The organism is Halioglobus japonicus (genome assembly GCF_001983995.1).
GTDB classification, from domain to species: domain Bacteria; phylum Pseudomonadota; class Gammaproteobacteria; order Pseudomonadales; family Halieaceae; genus Halioglobus; species Halioglobus japonicus.
In genome coordinates, this window is the sequence record NZ_CP019450.1 from 3,605,701 (window position 1) to 3,627,163 (window position 21,463).

17 protein-coding genes are annotated in these 21,463 nt (G+C 57.8%); 4 read left to right on the top strand and 13 right to left on the bottom strand.

Translation table 11 applies throughout. The annotated features are described in order from the left end of the window. Window positions 1–28: 28 nt before the first annotated feature. The 5 genes from iscA to BST95_RS16970 all read right to left on the bottom strand — a co-directional run bounded on the left by iscA (window position 29) and on the right by BST95_RS16970 (window position 3,301). Window positions 29–352: an iron-sulfur cluster assembly protein IscA gene (gene iscA, locus BST95_RS16950; RefSeq protein ID WP_066050199.1), complete on the bottom strand. Its 324-nt coding sequence runs from the start codon at window positions 350–352 to the stop codon at window positions 29–31. Further along, entirely contained in the window at window positions 352–738 is a 387-nt protein-coding gene (gene iscU, locus BST95_RS16955; RefSeq protein ID WP_066050202.1) for a Fe-S cluster assembly scaffold IscU, read from the bottom strand. The genes iscA and iscU overlap by 1 nt, the downstream gene beginning before the upstream one ends. An 18-nt stretch (window positions 739–756) precedes the next feature. Beyond that, window positions 757–1,971 (bottom strand): IscS subfamily cysteine desulfurase, encoded by a 1,215-nt coding sequence (locus tag BST95_RS16960; protein ID WP_084200658.1) that lies wholly within the window; start codon window positions 1,969–1,971, stop codon window positions 757–759. A 24-nt stretch (window positions 1,972–1,995) separates the two neighbouring features. Then, entirely contained in the window at window positions 1,996–2,469 is a 474-nt protein-coding gene (gene iscR, locus BST95_RS16965) for a Fe-S cluster assembly transcriptional regulator IscR (RefSeq protein WP_066050208.1), read from the bottom strand. A gap of 97 nt (window positions 2,470–2,566) precedes the next feature. Next, complete coding sequence (locus BST95_RS16970; RefSeq protein WP_084200659.1) at window positions 2,567–3,301, bottom strand: RNA methyltransferase; 735 nt, start codon at window positions 3,299–3,301, stop codon at window positions 2,567–2,569. Window positions 3,302–3,395: 94 nt separating this feature from the next. Between BST95_RS16970 and BST95_RS16975 the strand changes: the two genes are divergently transcribed. Continuing rightward, complete coding sequence (locus tag BST95_RS16975) at window positions 3,396–4,190, top strand: inositol monophosphatase family protein (protein WP_084200660.1); 795 nt, start codon at window positions 3,396–3,398, stop codon at window positions 4,188–4,190. A gap of 632 nt (window positions 4,191–4,822) precedes the next feature. Here the strand turns inward: BST95_RS16975 and secF are convergent. The 3 genes from secF to purL all read right to left on the bottom strand — a co-directional run bounded on the left by secF (window position 4,823) and on the right by purL (window position 11,646). Next, on the bottom strand, window positions 4,823–5,737 hold the full coding sequence (secF, locus tag BST95_RS16980) for a protein translocase subunit SecF (protein ID WP_084200661.1): 915 nt from the start codon (window positions 5,735–5,737) through the stop codon (window positions 4,823–4,825). 1 nt (window position 5,738) lies between these two features. Next, window positions 5,739–7,616: a protein translocase subunit SecD gene (gene secD / locus BST95_RS16985; protein WP_084200662.1), complete on the bottom strand. Its 1,878-nt coding sequence runs from the start codon at window positions 7,614–7,616 to the stop codon at window positions 5,739–5,741. A gap of 133 nt (window positions 7,617–7,749) precedes the next feature. After that, entirely contained in the window at window positions 7,750–11,646 is a 3,897-nt protein-coding gene (gene purL, locus BST95_RS16990) for a phosphoribosylformylglycinamidine synthase (protein WP_102106076.1), read from the bottom strand. Window positions 11,647–11,780: 134 nt separating this feature from the next. Between purL and mltF the strand changes: the two genes are divergently transcribed. The 3 genes from mltF to BST95_RS17005 all read left to right on the top strand — a co-directional run bounded on the left by mltF (window position 11,781) and on the right by BST95_RS17005 (window position 15,733). Next, window positions 11,781–13,208, top strand: coding sequence for a membrane-bound lytic murein transglycosylase MltF (gene mltF, locus BST95_RS16995; RefSeq protein WP_084200663.1), 1,428 nt, complete (start codon window positions 11,781–11,783; stop codon window positions 13,206–13,208). 75 nt (window positions 13,209–13,283) lie between these two features. Then, complete coding sequence (locus BST95_RS17000; protein ID WP_146004139.1) at window positions 13,284–14,588, top strand: TAXI family TRAP transporter solute-binding subunit; 1,305 nt, start codon at window positions 13,284–13,286, stop codon at window positions 14,586–14,588. Beyond that, entirely contained in the window at window positions 14,585–15,733 is a 1,149-nt protein-coding gene (locus tag BST95_RS17005; RefSeq protein ID WP_084200665.1) for a cache domain-containing protein, read from the top strand. The genes BST95_RS17000 and BST95_RS17005 overlap by 4 nt, the downstream gene beginning before the upstream one ends. Here the strand turns inward: BST95_RS17005 and tadA are convergent. The 5 genes from tadA to BST95_RS17030 all read right to left on the bottom strand — a co-directional run bounded on the left by tadA (window position 15,730) and on the right by BST95_RS17030 (window position 20,872). After that, entirely contained in the window at window positions 15,730–16,191 is a 462-nt protein-coding gene (gene tadA, locus BST95_RS17010) for a tRNA adenosine(34) deaminase TadA (protein WP_066050234.1), read from the bottom strand. The two genes, BST95_RS17005 and tadA, sit on opposite strands and share 4 nt — an antisense overlap. Window positions 16,192–16,281: 90 nt before the next feature. Continuing rightward, window positions 16,282–17,652, bottom strand: coding sequence for a hypothetical protein (locus BST95_RS17015; protein WP_084200666.1), 1,371 nt, complete (start codon window positions 17,650–17,652; stop codon window positions 16,282–16,284). Between the two features lie 54 nt (window positions 17,653–17,706). Continuing rightward, window positions 17,707–18,108, bottom strand: coding sequence for a nitroreductase family deazaflavin-dependent oxidoreductase (locus BST95_RS17020; RefSeq protein ID WP_229801611.1), 402 nt, complete (start codon window positions 18,106–18,108; stop codon window positions 17,707–17,709). Between the two features lie 108 nt (window positions 18,109–18,216). Next, window positions 18,217–18,816, bottom strand: a complete 600-nt coding sequence (locus BST95_RS17025; protein WP_084200668.1) for an alpha-ketoglutarate-dependent dioxygenase AlkB family protein — start codon at window positions 18,814–18,816, stop codon at window positions 18,217–18,219. A gap of 184 nt (window positions 18,817–19,000) precedes the next feature. Further along, a complete protein-coding gene (locus tag BST95_RS17030; RefSeq protein ID WP_084200669.1) occupies window positions 19,001–20,872 on the bottom strand; it encodes an acyltransferase family protein in 1,872 nt (623 codons plus the stop codon). Window positions 20,873–21,463 lie beyond the last annotated feature (591 nt).

A 21,463-nucleotide genomic window follows, 5' to 3' on the forward strand; every position in this document is an offset into this window, starting at 1 on the left:
CTCGGCCTGATCGGATCGGGGTGACGAATTATACGGTAAAGCTCTCGCCGCAGCCGCACTCGGCGGAGACATTCGGGTTCTTGAACTGCAGGCCCTCATTGAGACCCTCTTTGACGAAGTCCAGCTCGGTACCCTCGAGGTAAGTCAGGCTCTTGGGGTCGATAAACACCTTGACGCCATGATCTTCAAACACCTCGTCTTCCGGTGCCTGCTCATCGACAAACTCCAGCACGTAGGCCATGCCGGAACAGCCGGATGTCGTCACTCCCAGGCGAATACCGAGACCTCGGCCGCGACCATCGAGCTGCGCAGCAATATGCTCAGCAGCGGAGGCAGTGACAGAAACACCCATTAGCTGTCACCCCGCTTTTCGCGCAGGTCCTTAACGGCTGCCTTGATCGCATCTTCAGCGAGTACGCTGCAGTGGATCTTCACGGGCGGCAGGGCCAGTTCTTCAGCGATCTCGGTGTTCTTGATCTGCTCGGCTTCATCCAGGTTCTTGCCCTTCACCCACTCAGTGAGCAGCGAGCTGGAGGCGATGGCGCTGCCACAGCCGTAGGTTTTGAACTTGGCGTCTTCGATCACACCGTTGTCGTCTACCTTGATCTGCAGGCGCATGACGTCGCCGCAGGCCGGAGCGCCAACCATGCCGGTGCCAACGCTTTCGTCGCTTGCGTCCAGCTTGCCGACATTGCGGGGATTCTCGTAGTGATCCAGTACTTTGTCGCTATATGCCATGATGGTTCTCCTCTACCGCTAGTGCGCGGCCCATTCAATTGTGTCCAGGTCGATGCCGTCTTTGTACATGTCCCAGAGCGGGGACAGTTCGCGCAGTTTGCCGACGGCGCCGCGCAGTTGTTCGATTGCCACGTCTACATCTTCTTCCGTGGTGAAGCGGCCGAAGCTGAAACGTAGTGAGCTGTGAGCCAGCTCGTCATTCAGACCCAGTGCCCGCAGCACGTAGGAAGGTTCCAGGCTCGCCGAGGTACAGGCGGAACCTGAGGAAATAGCCAGATCCTTCAGCGACATGATCAGGGATTCGCCTTCCACGAAAGCGATGCTGACGTTAATCGCACCGGGCAGGCGCTGGTCCATATCACCGTTGACGTGAACCTCTTCAATATCCTTGATGCCGTCCCAGAAACGCTGGCGCAGGGCGTTAACCTTCTCCGCTTCGCTCGCCATTTCTTCTTTGGCGATGTGGGCGGCTTCGCCCATGCCCACGATCTGGTGAGTGGCCAGGGTGCCGGAGCGCATACCGCGCTCATGACCGCCACCGTGCATTTGCGATTCCAGACGCACGCGGGGCTTGCGACGAACGTACAGTGCGCCAATACCCTTAGGGCCATACATTTTGTGGCCTGACATGGACAGCAGGTCCACTTTCATTTCTTTCAGGTCGATGGCGATTTTGCCCGCGCCCTGGGCTGCATCCACATGGAACAGCACGCCGGCATTGCGGGTGACTTCGCCGATGCCGGCGATATCGTTCACGGTGCCAATCTCGTTGTTGGCGTGCATGATGCTGACCAAAATAGTGTCTTCGCGCAGCGCCGCAGCCACCGCCTCCGGGGTAATCAGGCCGTTGGCGTCCGGGTCGAGGTAAGTTACCTCAAAGCCTTCGCGCTCGAGTTGACGGCAGGTATCCAGCACCGCTTTGTGCTCGATCTTGGAGGTGATGATGTGCTTGCCTTTCTTGCCGTAGAAGTGGGCGACGCCCTTGATGGCAAGGTTGTCGGACTCGGTGGCACCCGACGTCCAGACGATTTCGCGAGGGTCGGCATCAATCAGATCAGCCACCTGGCGACGGGCATTCTCAACGGCTTCTTCCGCCTTCCAACCGTACAGGTGGGAGCGGGATGCCGGGTTACCGAAGTTACCCTCCACCGACAGGCAGTGGACCATTTTCTCTACAACCCGAGGGTCGCAGGGGGTGGTGGCCAGATAGTCAAAGTAAATCGGTTTCTGCATTTTCTACAACTCCGTTATTCGGCCTCAGATCTCGCTGAGCGCCAGGGTCTCTACCCGATCTTGACGCGCGTCCTGACGCGCGGAAATTGTCTTCACTTCTCGCTTTTCCATCAGCTGGGCCAGGCTGATGTCACTCAGGAAGCCGTGAATCTGCTTGCTGAGGTCTTCCCACAGGTGGTGGGTGAGGCACACTTCGCCCTGTTGGCAATGCCCTTTGCCGGCACAGCCCGTAGCATCGACGGTTTCGTTGACCGCATCAACGATCTGGGCGACGAAAATCTCATCGCGCTCGCGGCTCAACCGGTAACCGCCGCCAGGGCCGCGCACGCTGGTCACCAGCTCATTGCGACGCAATTTCGCGAACAGCTGCTCCAGGTAGGACAGCGAAATATCCTGTCGTCCTGAGATGTCCGCGAGACTTACCGGACCCTTGCTGCCATGCAGCGCCAGATCCAGCATCGCGGTTACGGCATAACGCCCTTTGGTTGTAAGACGCATAGTCTCACCCGCCCTCTAATTTAGCGGAGCGAGTATGCAATAACCGACCTTTTTGGTCAAGTATAAGTCCGACCAATTTAGTCGGACAAAGCTCCGACTAGCGCTTGCCAATCCGCTTCTGGGTTTCGGTCAGAATGCCCCGCAGAATGTTCAATTCCATCTCATCCAGACGCACCCGGCTGTAGAGTCTGCGCAGGCGGGCCATCAGCTGGCGCGGGGCCGTCGGATTGAGGAATTCCACATCGATCAGGGTTTGCTCCAGGTGCTCGTAAAATAGCTCCATCTGCTCGCGAGTGGTAAAGGGGGCATCCCACTCGGCGTCTTCCGTGGCTGGCACACTGTCCGCCGCCAGCAGCATCCGTAGCTCGTAACACACCACCTGCACCGCCATGGCCAGATTGAGTGAGCTGTAATCCTCCGAGGTCGGGATATTCAGGTGCAGGTTACAGGCCTGCAACTCCTCATTCTTGAGGCCGCGGTCTTCACGCCCGAACAGAATCGCCACCTGCTGATCGTCCGCAATACCGTCGATACGCTCGGCACATTTACGTGGATCAAGCAGCGGCCAGGGGATACGGCGGCCCCGGGCGCTTGTGCCCACGACAAACTGGCAATCGGCAATAGCTTCATCCAGGGTCTCGGTCACTACGGCACCATCGAGCACATCACCCGCAGAAGCGGCACGCCAGGTGGCCTCCTCGTGCGGATACTGCCTGGGTTCCACCAGATACAGGCGGTGCAGACCCATGTTTTTCATGGCGCGAGCCACTCCGCCGATATTGCCCGGCGTGTTGGTGTTTACCAGCACGATGCGAATGTTGTCGAGATTCATTAATCTGCCCTGATTTGGGGGCGCGAAGTTTAGCAGATTTTTTGTGCGGCTTGCTCTATAATCGCGCGCCCGAACACTGACTCAGGAAAACACCATGGAACCAATGGTCAACATTGCGCTGCGAGCCGCCCGTAAAGCCGGCGAAAACATCGTGCGCGCCTCCGATGATCTGGATCGTATCGACGTGGTGTCCAAGGGTACTAACGACTTTGTCAGCGAAGTGGACGTTAACGCCGAGCAGGAAATTCGGTACCACCTGAAGAAGGCCTACCCGGATCACGCGATTCTGGGTGAAGAAGGCGGCCTGGACGGCGACGCCGACGCGGAATACACCTGGATCATCGACCCTCTCGATGGCACCACCAACTTCGCACGCGGCATCCCCCACTTTGCGATCTCCATTGCCTGCCTGCATAAGGGCAAGCTGGAACACGCGGTTGTACTCAACCCGGTACTGCGCGAGGAATTCACTGCCTCACGCGGCCGTGGCGCCTCTCTCAACGGCCGCCGTATCCGCGTCACCAAGCGCAACTCTCTGGACGGCGCCCTGCTGGGCACGGGCATCCCCTTCAAGGGACACTGCGACGACAAGCTTGGCGCCTACGCCAAGTCAGTGGAAGTACTGGCAGGCCAGTGCGCAGGCATCCGCCGCGCGGGCTCTGCGGCGCTGGACCTGGCCTATGTGGCTTCGGGACGCTTCGACGCGTTCTGGGAAGTGGGCCTGGCCAAGTGGGATATCGCGGCGGGCGCCCTGCTGGTGAAGGAAGCTGGCGGCCTAGTTGGCGACTTTAATGGCTCGGAGAACTATCTGGAGTCTGGCAATATTGTTGCCGGCAATCCTAAGTGCTTTAAGGCGGTTCTGCAGGCTACTAAACCGCTGCTTGGCTAGTTTCTTTTTGACTAGCCGCACATCCGCCGTGAGACTGGGTTTGCTCACGGCCGCATGAATTGCTCCAGCGGCTACGGCCGCGGCGTAACTCGGGGTGGGATTGCTGCGCAATCCTCGAGCACCCCTCAAACACCCACCGCGGAGAGCCCTCCGCCGCCTCCACAATTCATAAACGCGACCTGATTGTTCGCAAACCCAGTCTCACGTCGGATGCGCTATTCCATTGAGCGACAAATCGCTGCGTGAGAGTAAATTGAACGAGAACTACTGGATCGCAGGATCGAGCCAAGGCTCCAGCCCGCGTAACAATAAATGCATCGCGCCAAGAGAGATGAAAGCAAATAGCGCAAAAGCGTCCTGTCTAGAACCAAACAAGGATTGAGATCGAAGTAAGCCCTTCTGAGATCGTCCGTAGCCATGGATGGCGAAGGCCGAAGCGCGCCATGGATGGCCTTGCAGCGGTCTCGCAAGGGCTTACTTCGATTTCAATCCGACCACCCAGATCCCAACCAAAAAAACACAAAAAAGCCCTGCCAAGAAAGCCGCAAACCAAATATGGCGTTGCAACAACCTCAACAGGGCCATGTCGATGCCTGCTGACCGAGCCTCGCCCGGCCAACCTGCAACGAGTATCAGGGCATCAGATCTTCTTGCTCTGAACCTTCCTTGATGGGAATCATCAGGTCTTCTTTACTCACACCCATGATCAACAGCGTGTTCGCCGCCACATAGATAGATGAGTAGGTACCGATGGCCACACCCACCAGCAGGGCAATGGCAAAGGCGTGAATCATTTCACCGCCGAACAGCGCCAGGGCCATCAGCACCATCATGGTGGTCAACGAGGTCACCAAGGTACGGCCCAGGGTTTCGGTGAGGGAGATATTGATGATCTCTTCCGAATCCGCCTTGCGCAGCTTGCGGAAGTTCTCGCGAATGCGGTCGGAGACAACAATGGTGTCGTTCAGGGAGTAACCGATTACCGCCAGCAATGCCGCCAGTACTGTGAGGTCGAACTCCATGCCCATGACCGAGAAGAAGCCCAGCACGATTAGTACGTCGTGAACCAGAGCCACTACCGCGCCGACAGCAAATTTGAACTGGAAGCGGAAGGCGATGTAGAGCATGACAAGGCCCAGAGCCAACAGCATAGCCAGGCCACCCTGCTCGCGGAGTTCGTCACCTACCTGCGGGCCCACAAACTCGATGCGGCGCAGCTCAACCGTGCCGTCGTAGGCCGCCTGCAGTTTGCCGAGCAGTTCGGCGCCCTGCTTATCCGAATAGCCCTGTGGCAGGCGGATGAGCACGTCTTTGTCGGTGCCGAAGCTGACTACCACCGCGCCGGCGAACCCTTGCGTTTCCAGGGTGTTGCGGATGGCAGTGAGGTCTGCGGTTTCGGAGTAATGCACTTCTACCAGCGTTCCGCCAGTGAAATCCAGGCCCCAGTTAAGCTGCTTGGTGGCCAGTGAACCAATGGCCGTGACCAGCAGTGCGATGGAGAACAGGATGGCCAGTTTGCGCTGGCCCATGAAATTAATGACCTTCATGTTATACGCCTCCCCCGATGGACAGCTTCTCGACACGGCGGCCGCCGTAAATCAGGTTGGTAATGGCGCGCGTACCCATGATCGCAGTGAACATGGAGGTCACAATACCCACAGACAGGGTCACCGCAAAGCCTTTCACAGGGCCGGTGCCCACGGCGTACAGAATGACGGCAACAATCAGGGTGGTGATATTGGCGTCAAGAATGGTGGAGACGGCACGCTCGTAACCGGCATGAATGGCCATTTGTGGCGATAGCCCATTTCTGAGCTCCTCGCGTATTCGCGAGAATATGAGCACGTTGGCGTCCACCGCCATACCAACCGTCAGCACGATACCGGCAATACCCGGCAGTGTGAGGGTGGCTCCAATAATGGACATAAAGGCGATGAGCAGCACCAGGTTCGCAGACAGGGCAATGACCGCCGCCACGCCGAATACACGGTAGTAGAGGATCATGAACACCACGACCAGGGCGAGACCAATCTGCACTGACTTCACGCCCAGGCGAATGTTCTCGGCACCCAGTGAGGGGCCAACGGTACGCTCTTCAACAAATGAAATAGGGGCCGCCAGTGCACCGGCGCGCAGCATCAGGGCCAGTTCGGCCGCTTCCATGGGGCTGTCCAGGCCTGTGATCTGGAACTGGGCACCCAGGGCGCTCTGAATAACCGGAGCGGTCAGCAGTTTCTTTTCATCATAGGGGGTTTTGATGGCAATTTCGGTGCCGTCTTCCTGCATCTCATAACGAGTGCGGTACTTGCGCTCGATAAACAGGACGCCCATGCGACGCTTGATATTGTTGCGCGTGGCCCGTGACATGGCCGTGCCGCCCTCGTTGTCGAGGCTGATCTGCACGTTGGGCATGCCGTTCTGGTCAAAGCTGGCCTGGGCATTGCTAACCCGCTCGCCGGTGAGAATTACGTCGCGCTCCAGCCATTCGCTCATACCGGCGCGATCGGCGCTGCGATATTCAAACCGCTGCTTGTCAGCTGCCGGCGCTTCCAGACGCGCCACCATGCGGAATTCCAGGTTGGCCACCTTGCCGAGAATACGCTTGGCTTCGGCGGTGTCCTGAATACCCGCCAACTCAACCACAATGCGGTTCTGGCCCTGGCGCTGTACCAGCGGCTCGGATACACCCAGCTCGTTCACACGATTGCGCAGGGTGGTGAGGTTCTGGCTGACCGCATAATCGGCAATTTCCTTGCGCGAGGCCTCGGTCATATTGGCGTAGAGATTCCAGCTGCCCTCTTCATCAACCCGGTCCAGCACCAGCTCGGGGTGGTTTTCGGCGATGACGGCGCGGGCCTGTTCACGCAGGCTCTCGCTCTTGAATTTGGTTTCCAGGCGGCCCTGCTGATCGAGGTTCACGTAGCCGCGGATGCGGTCTTCACGCAGAGCGCGTTTGGTGGCGTTGAGGTAGTACTCCATGCGCCGCTCGATCGCGGCATCGACATCCACTTCGAGCTTGAAGTGCACGCCACCACGCAGGTCGAGGCCGAGCTTGACCGGCTGCGCGCCGATATCGCTGAGCCACTGCGGCGTGGTTGGGGCCAGGTTCAACGCGACAATAAAGCCATCGCCCAATACCCGTGAAACCCGGGCCTGAGCCACGAGCTGCTCCTCGGCGTCGCGCAGCCGAACCAGACCGTTGCGCCCCTTGGGATCAATCAACTCGCCAAAATGCTCGATACCGGCTTCATCCAGAGCCGTGAGTGCGCGCCCCATGATGTCTTCATCCATCAATTGGGCACTGCTCTCGCCGGTAATCTGCAGCGCAGGGTCGGGCTTGTAGAGGTTGGGGGCTGCGTATACGAGGCCTAAACCGACCACGAACAGTACCAACAGGTATTTCCACAGGGGATATTTATTCAGCATGTATTCACTTCATGTGCCGGTTCAGCCGGCGAAAAAAGGCGACATTATATAGGTGTTAGGCCATCTGCCACAAAGGCCGTTATGGAGTCGATGGGGCGCCGGCCCGGGCTTCAAGGGCCGGCGAATGGGAAAATTACCCTAACCAGCGGCGCGCGTTGCGGAACAGACGCAGCCAGCCCGCGTCTTCACCCCAGCCCTCGGGCTCCCAGGAATACTGCACGGTGCGGAAAACCCGCTCCGGGTGCGGCATCATGATGGTGGCGCGGCCGTCTTCACTGGTCAGGCCGGTAATGCCATTGGGCGAGCCGTTGGGGTTGGCGGGATAGCGCTCGGCTACCGCCAGATCACCCTCGACATAACGCATGGCAATGGTGCCGCTGCTCTCACAGGTCGCCAGCGCGTTGGCGTCGGCAAATTCGGCGCGACCTTCGCCGTGGGCCACGGCAATCGGCATATGTGAACCGGCCATGCCGTCGAGCAGGATGGAGGGGCTCTCCTGGACCTGCACCAGCGCCAGGCGAGCCTCAAACTGCTCGGAGCGGTTGCGCACAAAGCGCGGCCAGTGCCCGGCACCCGGAATCAGGTCTTTCAGGGTAGAGACCATCTGGCAGCCGTTACACACCCCCAGCGTGAAGCTGTCGTCGCGATCGAAGAATGCGCTGAACTCTTCGCGCACCGCCTCGTTGAACAAAATGCTCTTGGCCCAGCCCTCACCGGCGCCGAGGACGTCGCCGTAGGAGAAACCGCCGCAGGCCACCAGGCCCTTGAAGTCCGCGAGGCCCACACGACCACCGAGAATATCGCTCATGTGCACGTCATACGTGGCGAAGCCTGCCTTGTGGAAGGCCGCGGCCATCTCCACGTGACCATTGACGCCCTGCTCACGCAGCACGGCAATCCGTGGCCGCACGCCGGTGTTAATCATCGGCGCGGCCACATCCTCGGCGGGGTCAAAGCTCAGGCTGGCAGACAGCCCTGCCTCGCCGGTACCTATGCGCTCGAATTCTTCCCGGGCGCAGTCCGGGTTATCCCGCAGCGCCTGAATCTCGTAGCTGGTACGCGCCCACAAACGCTGAATATCCGACCGCTGACCGGCAATCACTTCGCGCTCACCGTCATTAATCGCCAAACGATCACCGCTCACTGCGGCGCCAATCACGTGTGTGCAATTACCCAGGCCAAGCTCCGTGGCCCGCGCCTGCAGCGTGGCCAGGTCGGCATTAGCCACCTGCAGTACGGCACCGGCCTCTTCGTTGAACAGGCAGGCAACATCGTCACCGGGAACTGCCGCCACATCCACCGCCAGGCCACAGTGCCCCGCGAAGGCCATTTCCGCCAGCGTCACCAGCAGGCCGCCGTCGGAGCGGTCGTGGTAGGCCAGCAGTTTGCCCGCCTGCAGTTGCTCCTGCACCAGGTTGAAGAAGGCTTTCAGGTCGGCAGCGGCAATATCCGGTGCGGTGTCACCCAGCTGGCCACAGGTCTGGGCCAGTGCGGAGCCACCCAGGCGGTTTGCGCCGCGGCCAAGATCAATCAGGACCAGGCTGGCATCCGCTTCGGGCTGCAGTTGCGGTGTGGCGGAAAGGCGCGCATCAGTCACCGGCGAGAAGGCAGACACAATGAGGGACATCGGTGCGGTGACCGCCTTGTCCTCATCGCCATCGCGCCAGGTGGTGCGCATGGACATGGAGTCCTTGCCCACCGGAATCGTCAGGCCCACCTCGGGGCAGAACTCCATACCAACGGCGCGCACGGTATCGTAGAGCGCTTCGTCTTCAGCGCCGTAGCCGGCGGCACACATCCAGTTAGCGGAGAGCTTGATGTCGCGAATATCGGCAATACTGGCTGCGGCAATATTGGTGATGGCTTCGGCCACAGCCATACGCCCAGAGGCCGGGCCGTCGAGCAGGGCCAGCGGTGTGCGCTCGCCCATGGCCATAGCTTCGCCAGCAAAGGAATCGTAGGACACGGTGGTTACGGCGCAATCTGCTACCGGCACCTGCCAGGGGCCGACCATCTGGTCGCGGGCAACCATGCCGGTGACGGTGCGGTCGCCAATGGTGATCAGGAAGTTCTTGCTGGCCACGGCGGGCAGTTGCAGGACGCGCTCCGCGGCTTCGTTGATATCTATACCAATGTCCAGCGACTGCTGGGCAACGTTCACCCGGTTGATTTCGCGGTGCATACGCGGCGGCTTGCCGAACAACACCGACATGGGCAGGTCGACTGGAGCATTGCCGAAGTGGGCATCCGTCAGGCTTAGGTGCATTTCCTCAGTAGCCTCACCGACCACAGCATAGGGGCAGCGTTCACGCTCACAGATTTCTTCAAAGCGCGCCAGGTTCTCAGGCTCAACGGCCATCACGTAGCGCTCCTGGGACTCGTTGCACCAGATTTCCAGGGGCGACATACCCGGCTCATCGTTGGGCACGTTGCGCAGTTCGAATTTACCGCCACGGTTGCCGTCTTTGACAAGCTCGGGGAAGGCATTGGACAGACCGCCGGCACCCACGTCATGAATAAAGGCAATCGGGTTGTCTTCGCCCAGCTGCCAGCAGCGGTCAATCACTTCCTGACAGCGGCGTTCAATCTCCGGGTTCTGGCGTTGCACGGAGGCAAAGTCCAGATCTTCGGCACTCTGACCACTGGCCATGGAAGAGGCCGCGCCTCCGCCCAGACCAATCAGCATGGCCGGGCCACCCAGGGCAATCAATTTGGCGCCGGGGCGGTACTCGCCCTTCTCGACATGCTCTTCACGAATGTTGCCGTAGCCACCGGCAATCATGATGGGCTTGTGATATCCACGGACTTCGTCGCCGTTAACGCCAGGCGCCTCCAGCTCGAAGCTGCGGAAGTAACCACAGAGATTGGGACGACCATATTCGTTATTGAATGCGGCGCCGCCGATGGGACCTTCGAGCATGATGTCCAGGGCAGACACGATACGGCCGGGCTTGCCGTAGGCACTCTCCCAGGGCTGCTCGTAGCCGGGAATATTCAGGTTGGACACAGAGAAACCGGTGAGGCCCACCTTGGGCTTGGAACCGCGACCCACAGCACCCTCGTCGCGGATCTCACCGCCCGAGCCGGTGCCCGCCCCCGGGAACGGCGCAATGGCCGTGGGGTGATTGTGGGTTTCCACCTTCATTAACAGGTGGATGTTTTCCTGAGAGAAGCTGTATTCGCAGCTGTCCGGGTCGGGATAAAAACGACCTGCGTGATGACCAGCCACCACCGCCGCGTTATCGGAGTAGGCGGAGAGAACATTCTCACCGCCCTGCTCATTGGTATTGCGGATCATCTTGAACAGGGACAGTTCCTGGTCCTCGCCATCGATGCTCCAGCTGGCATTGAATATCTTGTGGCGGCAGTGCTCGGAGTTTGCCTGGGCAAACATCATCAACTCGACATCGTTGGGGTTGCGGCCCAGCTGCTGGAAGCTCTCCACCAGGTAGTCGATCTCATCGTCGGCCAGCGCCAGACCCAGGGTCTGGTCAGCCTGCTCGAGTGCCGCCCTGCCACCGCCAAGTACGTCGACGGATGTCATGGGTGCCGGCTCGGCGTGGCTGAACAGGGCCTCGGCATCTTCGAGACGGCTGAAGACACTTTCAGTCATGCGGTCGTGCAACAAACCGATGACAGCCTGATGTTGCTCGTCGGACAAGGTCGCCGGCAGCGCCAGATGATACGCCAGGCCGCGCTCAACCCGGGTGATTTCCTGCAGGCCGCAGTTATGGGCAATGTCGGTGGCCTTGCTCGACCAGGGCGAGATCGTGCCCGGGCGCGGCGTCACCAGTACCAGTTCGCTGGCCTCGCCCTCACCCACGTGGCCGTCCTCGCTAATGGTGGGGCCGTACTCGAGGAGCCGGGCCAACACCTGTTCGCGGTCTGCTGCCAGCGGCTCTGCCAGGTCGGCGAAATGAACGAACTCCGTGTGCAGGAGTTTGATCTCAGGGTGAATTGCAGAAAGTTTCTGTGCCAGCTTGTCCAGACGGAAAGCAGAGAGGGCCGGTGCACCGCGCAGGGTCAGCATTCTAGTGTCCTGAAAGGGGTGATTTTTCGAGGCGGCATTGTACAGCAACTGACCGCTGTCCGTAACTGATTTCAGCCCCGGTGCCACGGTAATAGTGCCTGTGGAGCGCACCGCCAACGCGCTAGAATAAAACCATGTTTCGCCTGCTGTTTATTCTCAACCTGTGCTGCACGATGCTCCTCGTCGGCTGTGCCCGACCGGATGCCCTGAGCCAGATCCAGGACAGCGGCGAGCTCCACGTTATCAGCCGCAACAGCCCCACCACCTGGTTTATCGACAAGAGCGGGCCGGCCGGCTTTGAGCACGCCCTCGCCAGCCGCTTCGCCGAGCACCTCGGTGTCAAACTCCATATGCAGCCCGCCTTTTCCCTGGCGGATATCTTTACCACCCTGGATCGCAATGAAGCCCACTTCGCCGCCGCGGGCCTGTCTCTGACAGGCGAGCGGGAAGACCGCTATCCACACAGCGTGCCCTACTACGAAATTCAACCGCAGGTCGTTTACCGGGCGGGCAGTTTTCGGCCCCGCGATGTCAAAGGCATGCTCGACATGGACATCGTTGTACTGGCAGGTTCCAGTCATGCGCGGGCTATGGAGGCCCTGCGCGATGGCGGTTACCCGCAGTTGGAATGGCGGGAGCTGGCCGAAGCGGACTCCATGGAACTCCTGGAGGAGATCAACGAGCAGCGCGCTGACGTGGCGCTGGTGGACTCCAACGAATTTGAAGTGCAGCAGCGCCTGTATCCGCGCTTAAAAGTGGCGTTCGATCTGGGCTCCGCCCAGGACATGGTGTGGTATCTGCCGCCGATCAGCGACAACACGCGCCTCAAGGCTGAGATGGATGTTTTCCTGGAACAATTGCAGGCCGACGGCACCCTGGAGCAGCTGCGCAAGGAACACTTTGGCAACACCCGAATTATCCCCCGCATTGGCTCGCACACCTTTACGCTCAGCATGGAGCGCACGCTGCCAGAATACCGACCCATGATCGAAAAAGTGGCCCGGGAATTCCAGCTGGACTGGCACCTGCTGGCGGCCATTGCCTATCAGGAATCACACTGGGACCCGAAGGCCGAATCACCCACCGGCGTGCGCGGCATGATGATGCTGACCCTGCCCACAGCGCGCGAAATGGGCGTGACCAACCGTACCGATGCCCTGCAAAGCCTGCGCGGCGGCGCGCGCTACTTCAAAACCCTGAAGCGCCGGCTGCCGGACGATATCTACGAACCCGATCGCACCTACATGGCCCTGGCGGCCTACAACATTGGCCGTGGTCACCTGTCGGATGCGCGGGTGCTTACCGAGCGCATGGGTGGCGACCCGCACCTGTGGGAAGACGTGCTGCAATACATCCCGCTGCTGGAGAAGAGCCGCTATTTCGAAACCCTGCGTTACGGCTACGCCAGGGGCCAGGAAGCCGCCACCTACGTGCAGAATATCCGCCACTACCAAGGCATTCTGGCCTGGCAGGACATCGCGGCACAGCAACCCCTGCCTCCGATTGACGTAGCGCCGCTGGTGCCTGAGCAAGTCAGGTCAGTGCAGCTGCAAGCGCTGTAGAAGACCGCCAAAGTCATTCCAATACACCTTCAATGGTGCTTATAATCTTCGCCTTCAAAACCAGAGACCCCCGTCTTGAAACTGCTATCGCCCCGCCTCAGAGTGATTCTCATCGCCGCTGTCTGGCTGATGACACTCGCCGCACTGGTGATCTGGCTGGGAACCGCCCGCGACCAGCGCCTGGCGATTGCCGGCGGCCCCGCCGGCAGCGAATCACTGGCGCTGACCCAGGCCATTGCCACGGTGCTCAACGAAAAGGACCTCGGGTTTACGCTCACCGTGTTCGAGAGTGGCGGCAGCACCCAGAACGTACAATTCCTGAACGACAATAGAGTCGCCTTCGCCACTATCCAGGCTGACTCCCGGGTCTCCGATGAAATTGCCGCCGTCACCTCGCTGTACCAGGACGCCTATCATCTGATTGCCAGTGAAGGGAGTGGCATTACCGCTTTTAGTGACCTGGCTAACCAGCGCATCGCCGTGCCGCCTACCAGCAGCGGTCAATTCAGCTCATTCCAATTCCTGGCCAGACACTACGGCATCGCCAACGAGATTCCCGAGGCACTGCCCATGGCCGAGGCCGCGGCCAACTTTGCCATGGAGCAGGGGCAGATAGACGCCGTGTTCCGCGTGCGGGCGCCAGGCAACGAGGCCATTCGTGAGTTGGTCAGGGACAAACAATTACGGCTGATTGGGATCGGCCAGTCAGAGGCACTGGGGCTCAAGCAACCGGCCATATCGCCGGGCATTATTCCGCGAGGCTCATACCGCGGCAGCCCCGCCCTGCCCGAGCAACACCTGGATACGGCCGTGGTCAACCGGCTGCTGGTGACTCGCGCCGATATGGATGAGCACCTGGTGTACCGGCTTACCCAGGCAATTTTCCAGAACCGCTCGGAAATTCTCGACCACAGCCTGCTGGCAGGGTTTATCGCACCCATTGCCGATGACGCCAATAGTGTGATCAGCACCCACCCCGGTGCACAGGCATGGTACGACCGGGAGAAGCCCGGCATCATGCAGCAGAACGCGCGCCTGGTATCGGCCATTCTGTATATGGTGGCAATTATCTGCTCCGCATTACTGGCTCTGCGTACCCACTGGGTTCGGTCGCGACGCATGCGCATGCATGACTTCAATAAGGAGCTGATGAGTCTTGCGGCCACCGTTCGCCACGACCAGAACATTCAGTCCATGCTGGGGCATAAGCACCGCTTGATGGATATTCTCGAACAAGTGGTGGGCGACCTGGAACGGGAACGCGTCAGCCAGGACGAGTTCGAGCAGTTTTCATTTACCTGGCAGGCTGTCGACGCGCTCGTTCGCGACCGGCTGCTCCTGTTCGGCGTTGGCGAAGTCGACAAGGAGGCCAAAGCATGAAGTTCTGGCTGGGTTGGGCAGCGGCACTGGCGGTCATGATTGCGGTCCTGATATTTGGATACAGTCAGTGGAACCTGCGTTATTACCAAGGCTATATCGGCGACCGTGCACAGCTACTCGCCGAGTTGCGCCGTGGCGCACTGCAGGAATATTTCGCCACGGCCCAGGCCGAGCTGCGCTTCTGGAGCCGCAACGAGGGCATCGTCAACAGCCAGATACAGCTGAACACGCTGTGGGACGACGAGGGCGAAGGTTTTGACCAGCGTCTGCGCGCACTCTACATCTATGACAACCCCCACCCCGCCGGGTTTCTACTCAACCTCGACGACCCTGGCGACGGCAGCGCCTACAGCGATTTGCACGCTCGCACGCACCCGGTCGCGCGTCAGTTCGTCACTCACCGCGGCTATTATGATTTCTTCCTGATCGGCCCCGAGGGCGACATTTACTACACCGTCGAGAAAGAAGACGATTTCGCCACCAATCTGGTGGATGGCCCCTGGGCCGATACCGGGCTGGGCGAAGTTTTCACCATTGCGCGCAATGGTGCCGCCAGCCAGGTCATCGCAGTCAGTGATATGCGCCGCTACGGACCCAGCGCCGACGCGCCGGCTATTTTCATTGCGACGGCCATCGTCTCTCCCGACGAGGAATTTCTGGGTGTCATGGCACTGCAGCTGCCCACCGACCACATTCTCAGCATCATGAATTACACCGATGGCATGGGCGACAGCGGCGAGACCTACGTGGTGGGCGAGGACCTGCTGATGCGCAGCAACTCACGCTTCAGTGAGGAAAGCACTGTGCTGTTGCAAACGGTGGACTCACCTTCGGTCGCGCGCGCACTGGCGGGCGAGCAGGGTCGCATGGTGGTTGATGACTACCGCGGCATACCGGTGATGTCGGGCTTTGCACCGCTGAGCATTGGTCGCCACAGCTGGGCCGTCATCGCTGAATTCGATATGGCCGAGATCGCCGAATTTGCGGCCAGCGAACGCCCGGCGCTGGCCGGCCCGCTACTGCTGATTTACGCGTTGTCGCTGTGGTCGGTGTGGTATTGGCGCGGGCGTAAACTGCCCGAAGAGCTCGACGACGCGCCCGAGATAGAGCTGGGGGACTACCCCGAGGGCGGCGGCGGAGCCTAAGCCCGACGCGCCTTGAAAAAGGCCTTTAGGCGCGAGGAGCTCTCCTCGGCCAGCACACCTTCCTGCCACTTCACGGCGTGATTGTATCGAGGATCATCCAACAGGTTACTGGTACTGCACACGGCACCGGCCCGGGGTTCTCGGGCGGCAAACACCAGTTGCTCGACCCGGGCGTGAATCATGGCACCTACGCACATGGTGCAGGGCTCAAGCGTGACGTACAGGGTTGTGCCCGGCAGCCGGTAGTTACCCACCAATTTGGCGGCATCGCGCATGGCCACCACCTCTGCGTGGGCAGTGGGGTCGGAGTAAGCAATAACCGAATTCCAGCCCTCACCCAACAGCTGGCCGTCGCGCACCAACACGGCGCCGATAGGCACTTCACCTTCATTCTCAGCGCGGTCCGCCAGGGCCAGGGCCCGGCGCATCCACTGCTCATGTTCTGCTATTAATGTCATGGCTACTCAGTCAGATTGCGGCCGCAGGTCGCTGCCCTCCAGGGGGCGCATGGTACCAAGTGGGCACAGCAGAAACACCACCTGCGGGCGTTATTCCTGCATCCCGTGGTAAAGCAGACGCACCAGCAAGCGCGCTCCATCGTTGTCTTTCAATTCCGCATAACGCGGCCCCTCACGCTTGCCAATGTCGCGAATATCAGCCATCAGTTCGGGGTGGAATTGGCAGGTAAAGGAGCGTCGCAGCGTATGCGTCTCCCAGTCTTTATAGTAAATGCAGGTTGTGGAGACTTCAGTCCAGTGTTCCTCATCCACCTGGGTCTGAGAGAGTATCTCCACCGCATAAGGCAGGCTCAACAACCAGGCCAGAGGACTTACTGCGACCTGATAGCGCAGTGGCACCAGTGAATCGTGCAGTAACTTGAAGGCCCAGTTGGCAAACAGCGCCGCCTCCAGATTCACCTCATCACTGTGGAACATCTCGATTTCCAGCGTGCGCTCATGGCTCATCAGTGTATCGATAACCCCGTCGAGATCATCGGCCACCAGGGCATGGGTATCGTTGAGTTCCAGCGGAATATGGCTGTGGGCGCGATCGCGATAGGGCAGTAACTGCCGCGTGCCAACCTCTACACCCTCGTTGCGGGCGACGGCGAACCTGGGATGCCCCCAACCGTCTGCAATGCACTCGCCATTTTTAATCACCTGCAGGCTGGCACCCATCTGGCGGATTTTGCCGGCAACACGCCGCAGGCTCTCGAGCGCCCTACCCTCTTCATCCAGCGAAAGATAAGCCAGTGCCTCGATCTCGTTCACCGCACGGCGCAGCAGGCGTATCTGCGACACCGCGGCCAACTGATGCCCCAGGCAAATGAAAATACTCGGCCCACTGTCGGTTGATCGACGCAGCAACAGCTCGTCGGTGAAACTAAGCATCTGCTCCAGGCTTGCGGCGCTTCCCGCAAAGCTTGCGGGATCGTAGGCAGAGGGGTTGCCGCCCTGCACCACAGTGGCAATCCCAGCGCTGGTGGCATGGGCGAGACGCCTGGCGTCGAACACACCGCTGTCCCACATCGGGTAAAGCACGGTATCGAGATCCGCAACCTGCTGGAGAATATAAGCGACGTTCTTGGAGGCGCGCACCTCCTCGCCCTGCAGATTAATGCCGACATTCTTCCAGGGCTCCACCACATGCACTGCCTGCCGGTACACTTCGGGCATTCCTAACAGCAGCGACAGTTCCTCCGGACCGCGGATAACTTTTTCAAGTGGCGGAGCCACCCCCCAGTCAAACAGACTACCGTCGAGCAAGCCATCTCTACCCGGGTAAGGGCTGGGCGAGTTGCGATCGCGCAGATAGTAGCCGAGCAACGCATGGATGCTTTCGGGACTTGCCGAATGAGCGCCGAGAATACCCGGCCGCGTTCGCCAGGCCAGCGATTCAAGTGAGGGGAGTTGCGACATGCAGAGATTTTCCTCCGTGAAAAGTTCCTGATAAGTGTCGCAACAATATTAGGCTCAGCGTTGCTCTGCAACAAAGACGGGAATCACGCGATCGGTCTTGGCCTGATAGGCATCGTAATCGGTGTATGCGGCCACGGCAGCTGCCCAGAGCTTTTCTCGCTCGGCGGGGTCATCCACTTCGCGCACCGTCATCTCAAACACCTGCTCACGATCGCGCAGGGTGATATCGGGACTGGCGCGAAGATTCGCAACCCAGGCAGGATTCTGGGGCTGGCCACCCATCGACCCGATCAACACATAGGCGCCATCCACTTCCACCCGCATCACAGGCGTTTTGCGCAACGCACCGGACTTCACGCCAATGTGCGTGAACAAAACGCAGGGCATGTCTGTGCCGTCCAGGAGATAGCCCTCCTTGCCACCACTGCTCTCGTAAAGCTCAACCTGTTTACGCACCCAGTCCAGCGCAGGGGGATATAATCTGCCATCGTCATATCCTCAATATGCGAAAGCATTCACTATAGACCAGCCCAGCGGCGCGGCACGCCAACGTCGAAGCTGCGCTCAGATAATCTGGCGAAACGTCAGGTTAAGCCGTGGGCCGCAGGGCCGATTGAGCTTGCGAATACCGTGTTTCCAGTTGGTCTGGGTCTGACCGGCCATCACCAGCACACTGCCGTCAGGTAGCGGAATATCCAGCTTGCCGGCCTCGCCCTTGGCGCGCGGCCTGAAGATCAGCTTGCGCTCTTCTCCCAGGCTCAAGGATGCAATCGTTGGCTGTGGACCGAGCTCCGGCTCATCGTCGGCGTGCAGCCCCATGGAGTCGCGATGATCGCGGTAGTAGTTGAGTAACACACTGTTAAACGATGCTCCCGTCAACCGCTCAAGGCGGCCGCGCAAATCATCGAGCAACGGTGTCCAGGGTTCCGGCTGATAGGTTTTGCCGGAATAACGGTAGCTGGCATTGGCATCGCCGCACCAGGACAGCAGGCGCGGCTGTAAATGGGTCTTACCGAACAGGGTGATGGTTTCCTGCCGCCAGGGGGTAGCCTCGACCAGCTCCGCCAGCAGGCCAGCGGTGTCCACCTCGGGCCACGGCCGGCGGTACAGGGTTAGCTCGGCGCCTTCAAGCGCCAGGCATTCACCCGCAGCAGATTCGCCCACTCACTCCCACTCAATAGTTACACGATTAAAGAGCCTTGCTACACAAGGGTTTGCGAGCAAAAAATTCTTGTTTACAACATCTTTGAAACATTTTGTGTTTCGTTTTGCTCTGCTCAATTTACGTAACCATTTTGTTTTCAAAGGTTTAACATTTTTAGTGTTGTGAACATTAAAGCACTGATTTCTAGTTGGTTTTCAGAGATTCGCTAGCAAGCAATGTCTTAAGCCTCTCACCCAGCAGTCGGGCGCCAAATGGCGTCAGATGACTTCCATCGTATGAAATCAAATTTTCCAAGTGGTAATTTGAGCATTGCTCGCTAGAGGGACAGAACAACCCTTGCGTTTCAATATACCGCATGCCATTTGCCTCCACTGCTCTTGCAATCTCAGCGTTCAAACTCCGACTATCTTCAATTTCATCCTTACTCCTATAATCACGCTGCCATTTTTCGCTATCGATTTTTCTATATGCTGCGGCTGAAATATCGCCAAACCCTTTTGTCCCAAAAACCGTAACTCTTCCATTGAGACTTGACAAATTTTTCAGCGACGCGTCCATATAACGACCATCAAGCATTCTCCAAGCAGAAGCTATCCATACCTCATCGGCTTCAGACAATAACTGAAAAAACTTATTGTCAAAGTCGCGCCAGTCAACACAGTTAAAGTTCTGCTGCTCCCTATCGCTTTTGTCCTCAACGAATAGTACTCCACAACGGACAGGGATATAAAAACTCGAAAAATCTATATTCTCATTGAGCTGCGCTTCGAATACTGCGTTGACGAGATCTTCAGAATGACTATCTCCGACAATTAAAATCTTATGATTATCATTTTCTGAGTCGAAACTTTTGAGCCGAATCTTTCTATGCGTCTCTGTAACGTAACGTGAGGAGTCAAAGAATGCCTCATAAACTTTCTTTTCGTGTGGCTGGTAAGAGTTCAATCTTCCATCTGTGAAGTGTAGGAACGCTCCGATACAGCAAAAGACCATAATCGACGAAAGTGATAATCCAAAAACTTGTCTCCGACTGATGGTCTGTCTGTTTCGAAAAGGTCTTTCTATAAATCTCCAGCTGAACCACGCTAGTAGCAATGACAAGAGGCACAAGCTCAACAAAACTGGGGGCGACAAGAAATCGAAGTACTTGTATCTAGCAAGTGATAGGATCGGCTGATGCCACAAGTAAGCGCTGTAGGAGACTAATCCAATACCTACAATGAATCTGAAACTTAGTAGTCTGCTAACGGTAGTTTCAGGTCTAGCAAAAACGATCACTAATCCAGTACCAACGGTTGGAACAATGGCGAACAAGCTGGGAAACGGTGTTGTATGATCAAACACAAAGATTGAATACGCTATCAATAGAAGACCAAGCAAGCTGAGGGTTTCATTCAAAATCTTCCCCTCTACGAACCCTCGCCTTTTCAAGTAAAAAGCAGCGAAAACGCCTATCAACAACTCCCAGCCACGCGTGGGAAGTAAGAAAAATGTAGCCGAAGGATGCGCATAAGCTCCGAACTCTGCCAACGCTAAGCTAGCGAAGAAAAATAGAAACAAGCTTCCTAAAGTTCGTGCGAGACCAAACCGTTTCATAATCAAAAGAAAGATGGGGAAGATAATGTAGAACTGTTCTTCGACAGCTAGGCTCCAAGTATGGAGCAATGGATTCAACTCCGCTGACGGTTCAAAATATCCGCTTTTTCGCCAAAAGAGCACATTTGACCAAAAAGTCGACACCGCTAAGATACTCTGCCCAAATAATTTCAAATCGCTTGGAGCAAACCACAACCAAGCAAAAGAAAGACTTACCGCCATAACAAAAAATAAAGCGGGCAGAATTCGCCGGGCACGTCGCTCATAAAAATTGGCAATGCTGAATTTATCGTCAGCCATCTCAGAAATAATGATTGTTGTGATTAAGTAACCGCTAATCACAAAAAAAACGTCTACACCGACAAAGCCACCACTAAACAACTCAAAGCCAGCGTGAAATAGAATTACCGGCACTACTGCCAATGCCCTTAGACCATCAATTTCTGCTCTATATTTCATATTACGAGGTTACGACAGTCACTTAATGCCCTACTCCAAATGTGCCTTTCTCTACTGCTTCAATGTTGGCTTGTGCCTTGTTCAACGACTTGTGCGTGTTAGTACGAATGCTCTGCTTTCTTCGTGTTCGTTGCTCAAAAGTCTTAACGTAGCCTTATCAATCGCACTCGCTTTGTCCTTAGTTCGCAGACTCTTTTGATAGTACTTGTCAGCATCGCCGACGTACGCACGCATATGCCAAATGCCACCACTCTTTGCTGTTTGAAAGATGGTGACTGCGTCATTGCAGATTTTGGTTTTGTTGCGGTAGAACAACTGATTGTCGGTGTCAGAATTTTGCTGTGTGTCTTCAAGTTCTCGCTTCTCAAAGTCGACAGCCAATACTTACCCTCTGTTCATAGTAACGCTCCTTTTCTAAGTCACTATGAACATTATGGACTTGGGTGTGGAGCGTATCCACTTCAAGCATTGTAATATCAGATACTTGATACACCTACGATTTTCAGTAGCGGCACGTGTTTACAAGTTTGTTTACAAAAAACCACTCAAAAATGGGTGTTTTCAAGTAGTTTACAAGTGGTAAAAGTCAGT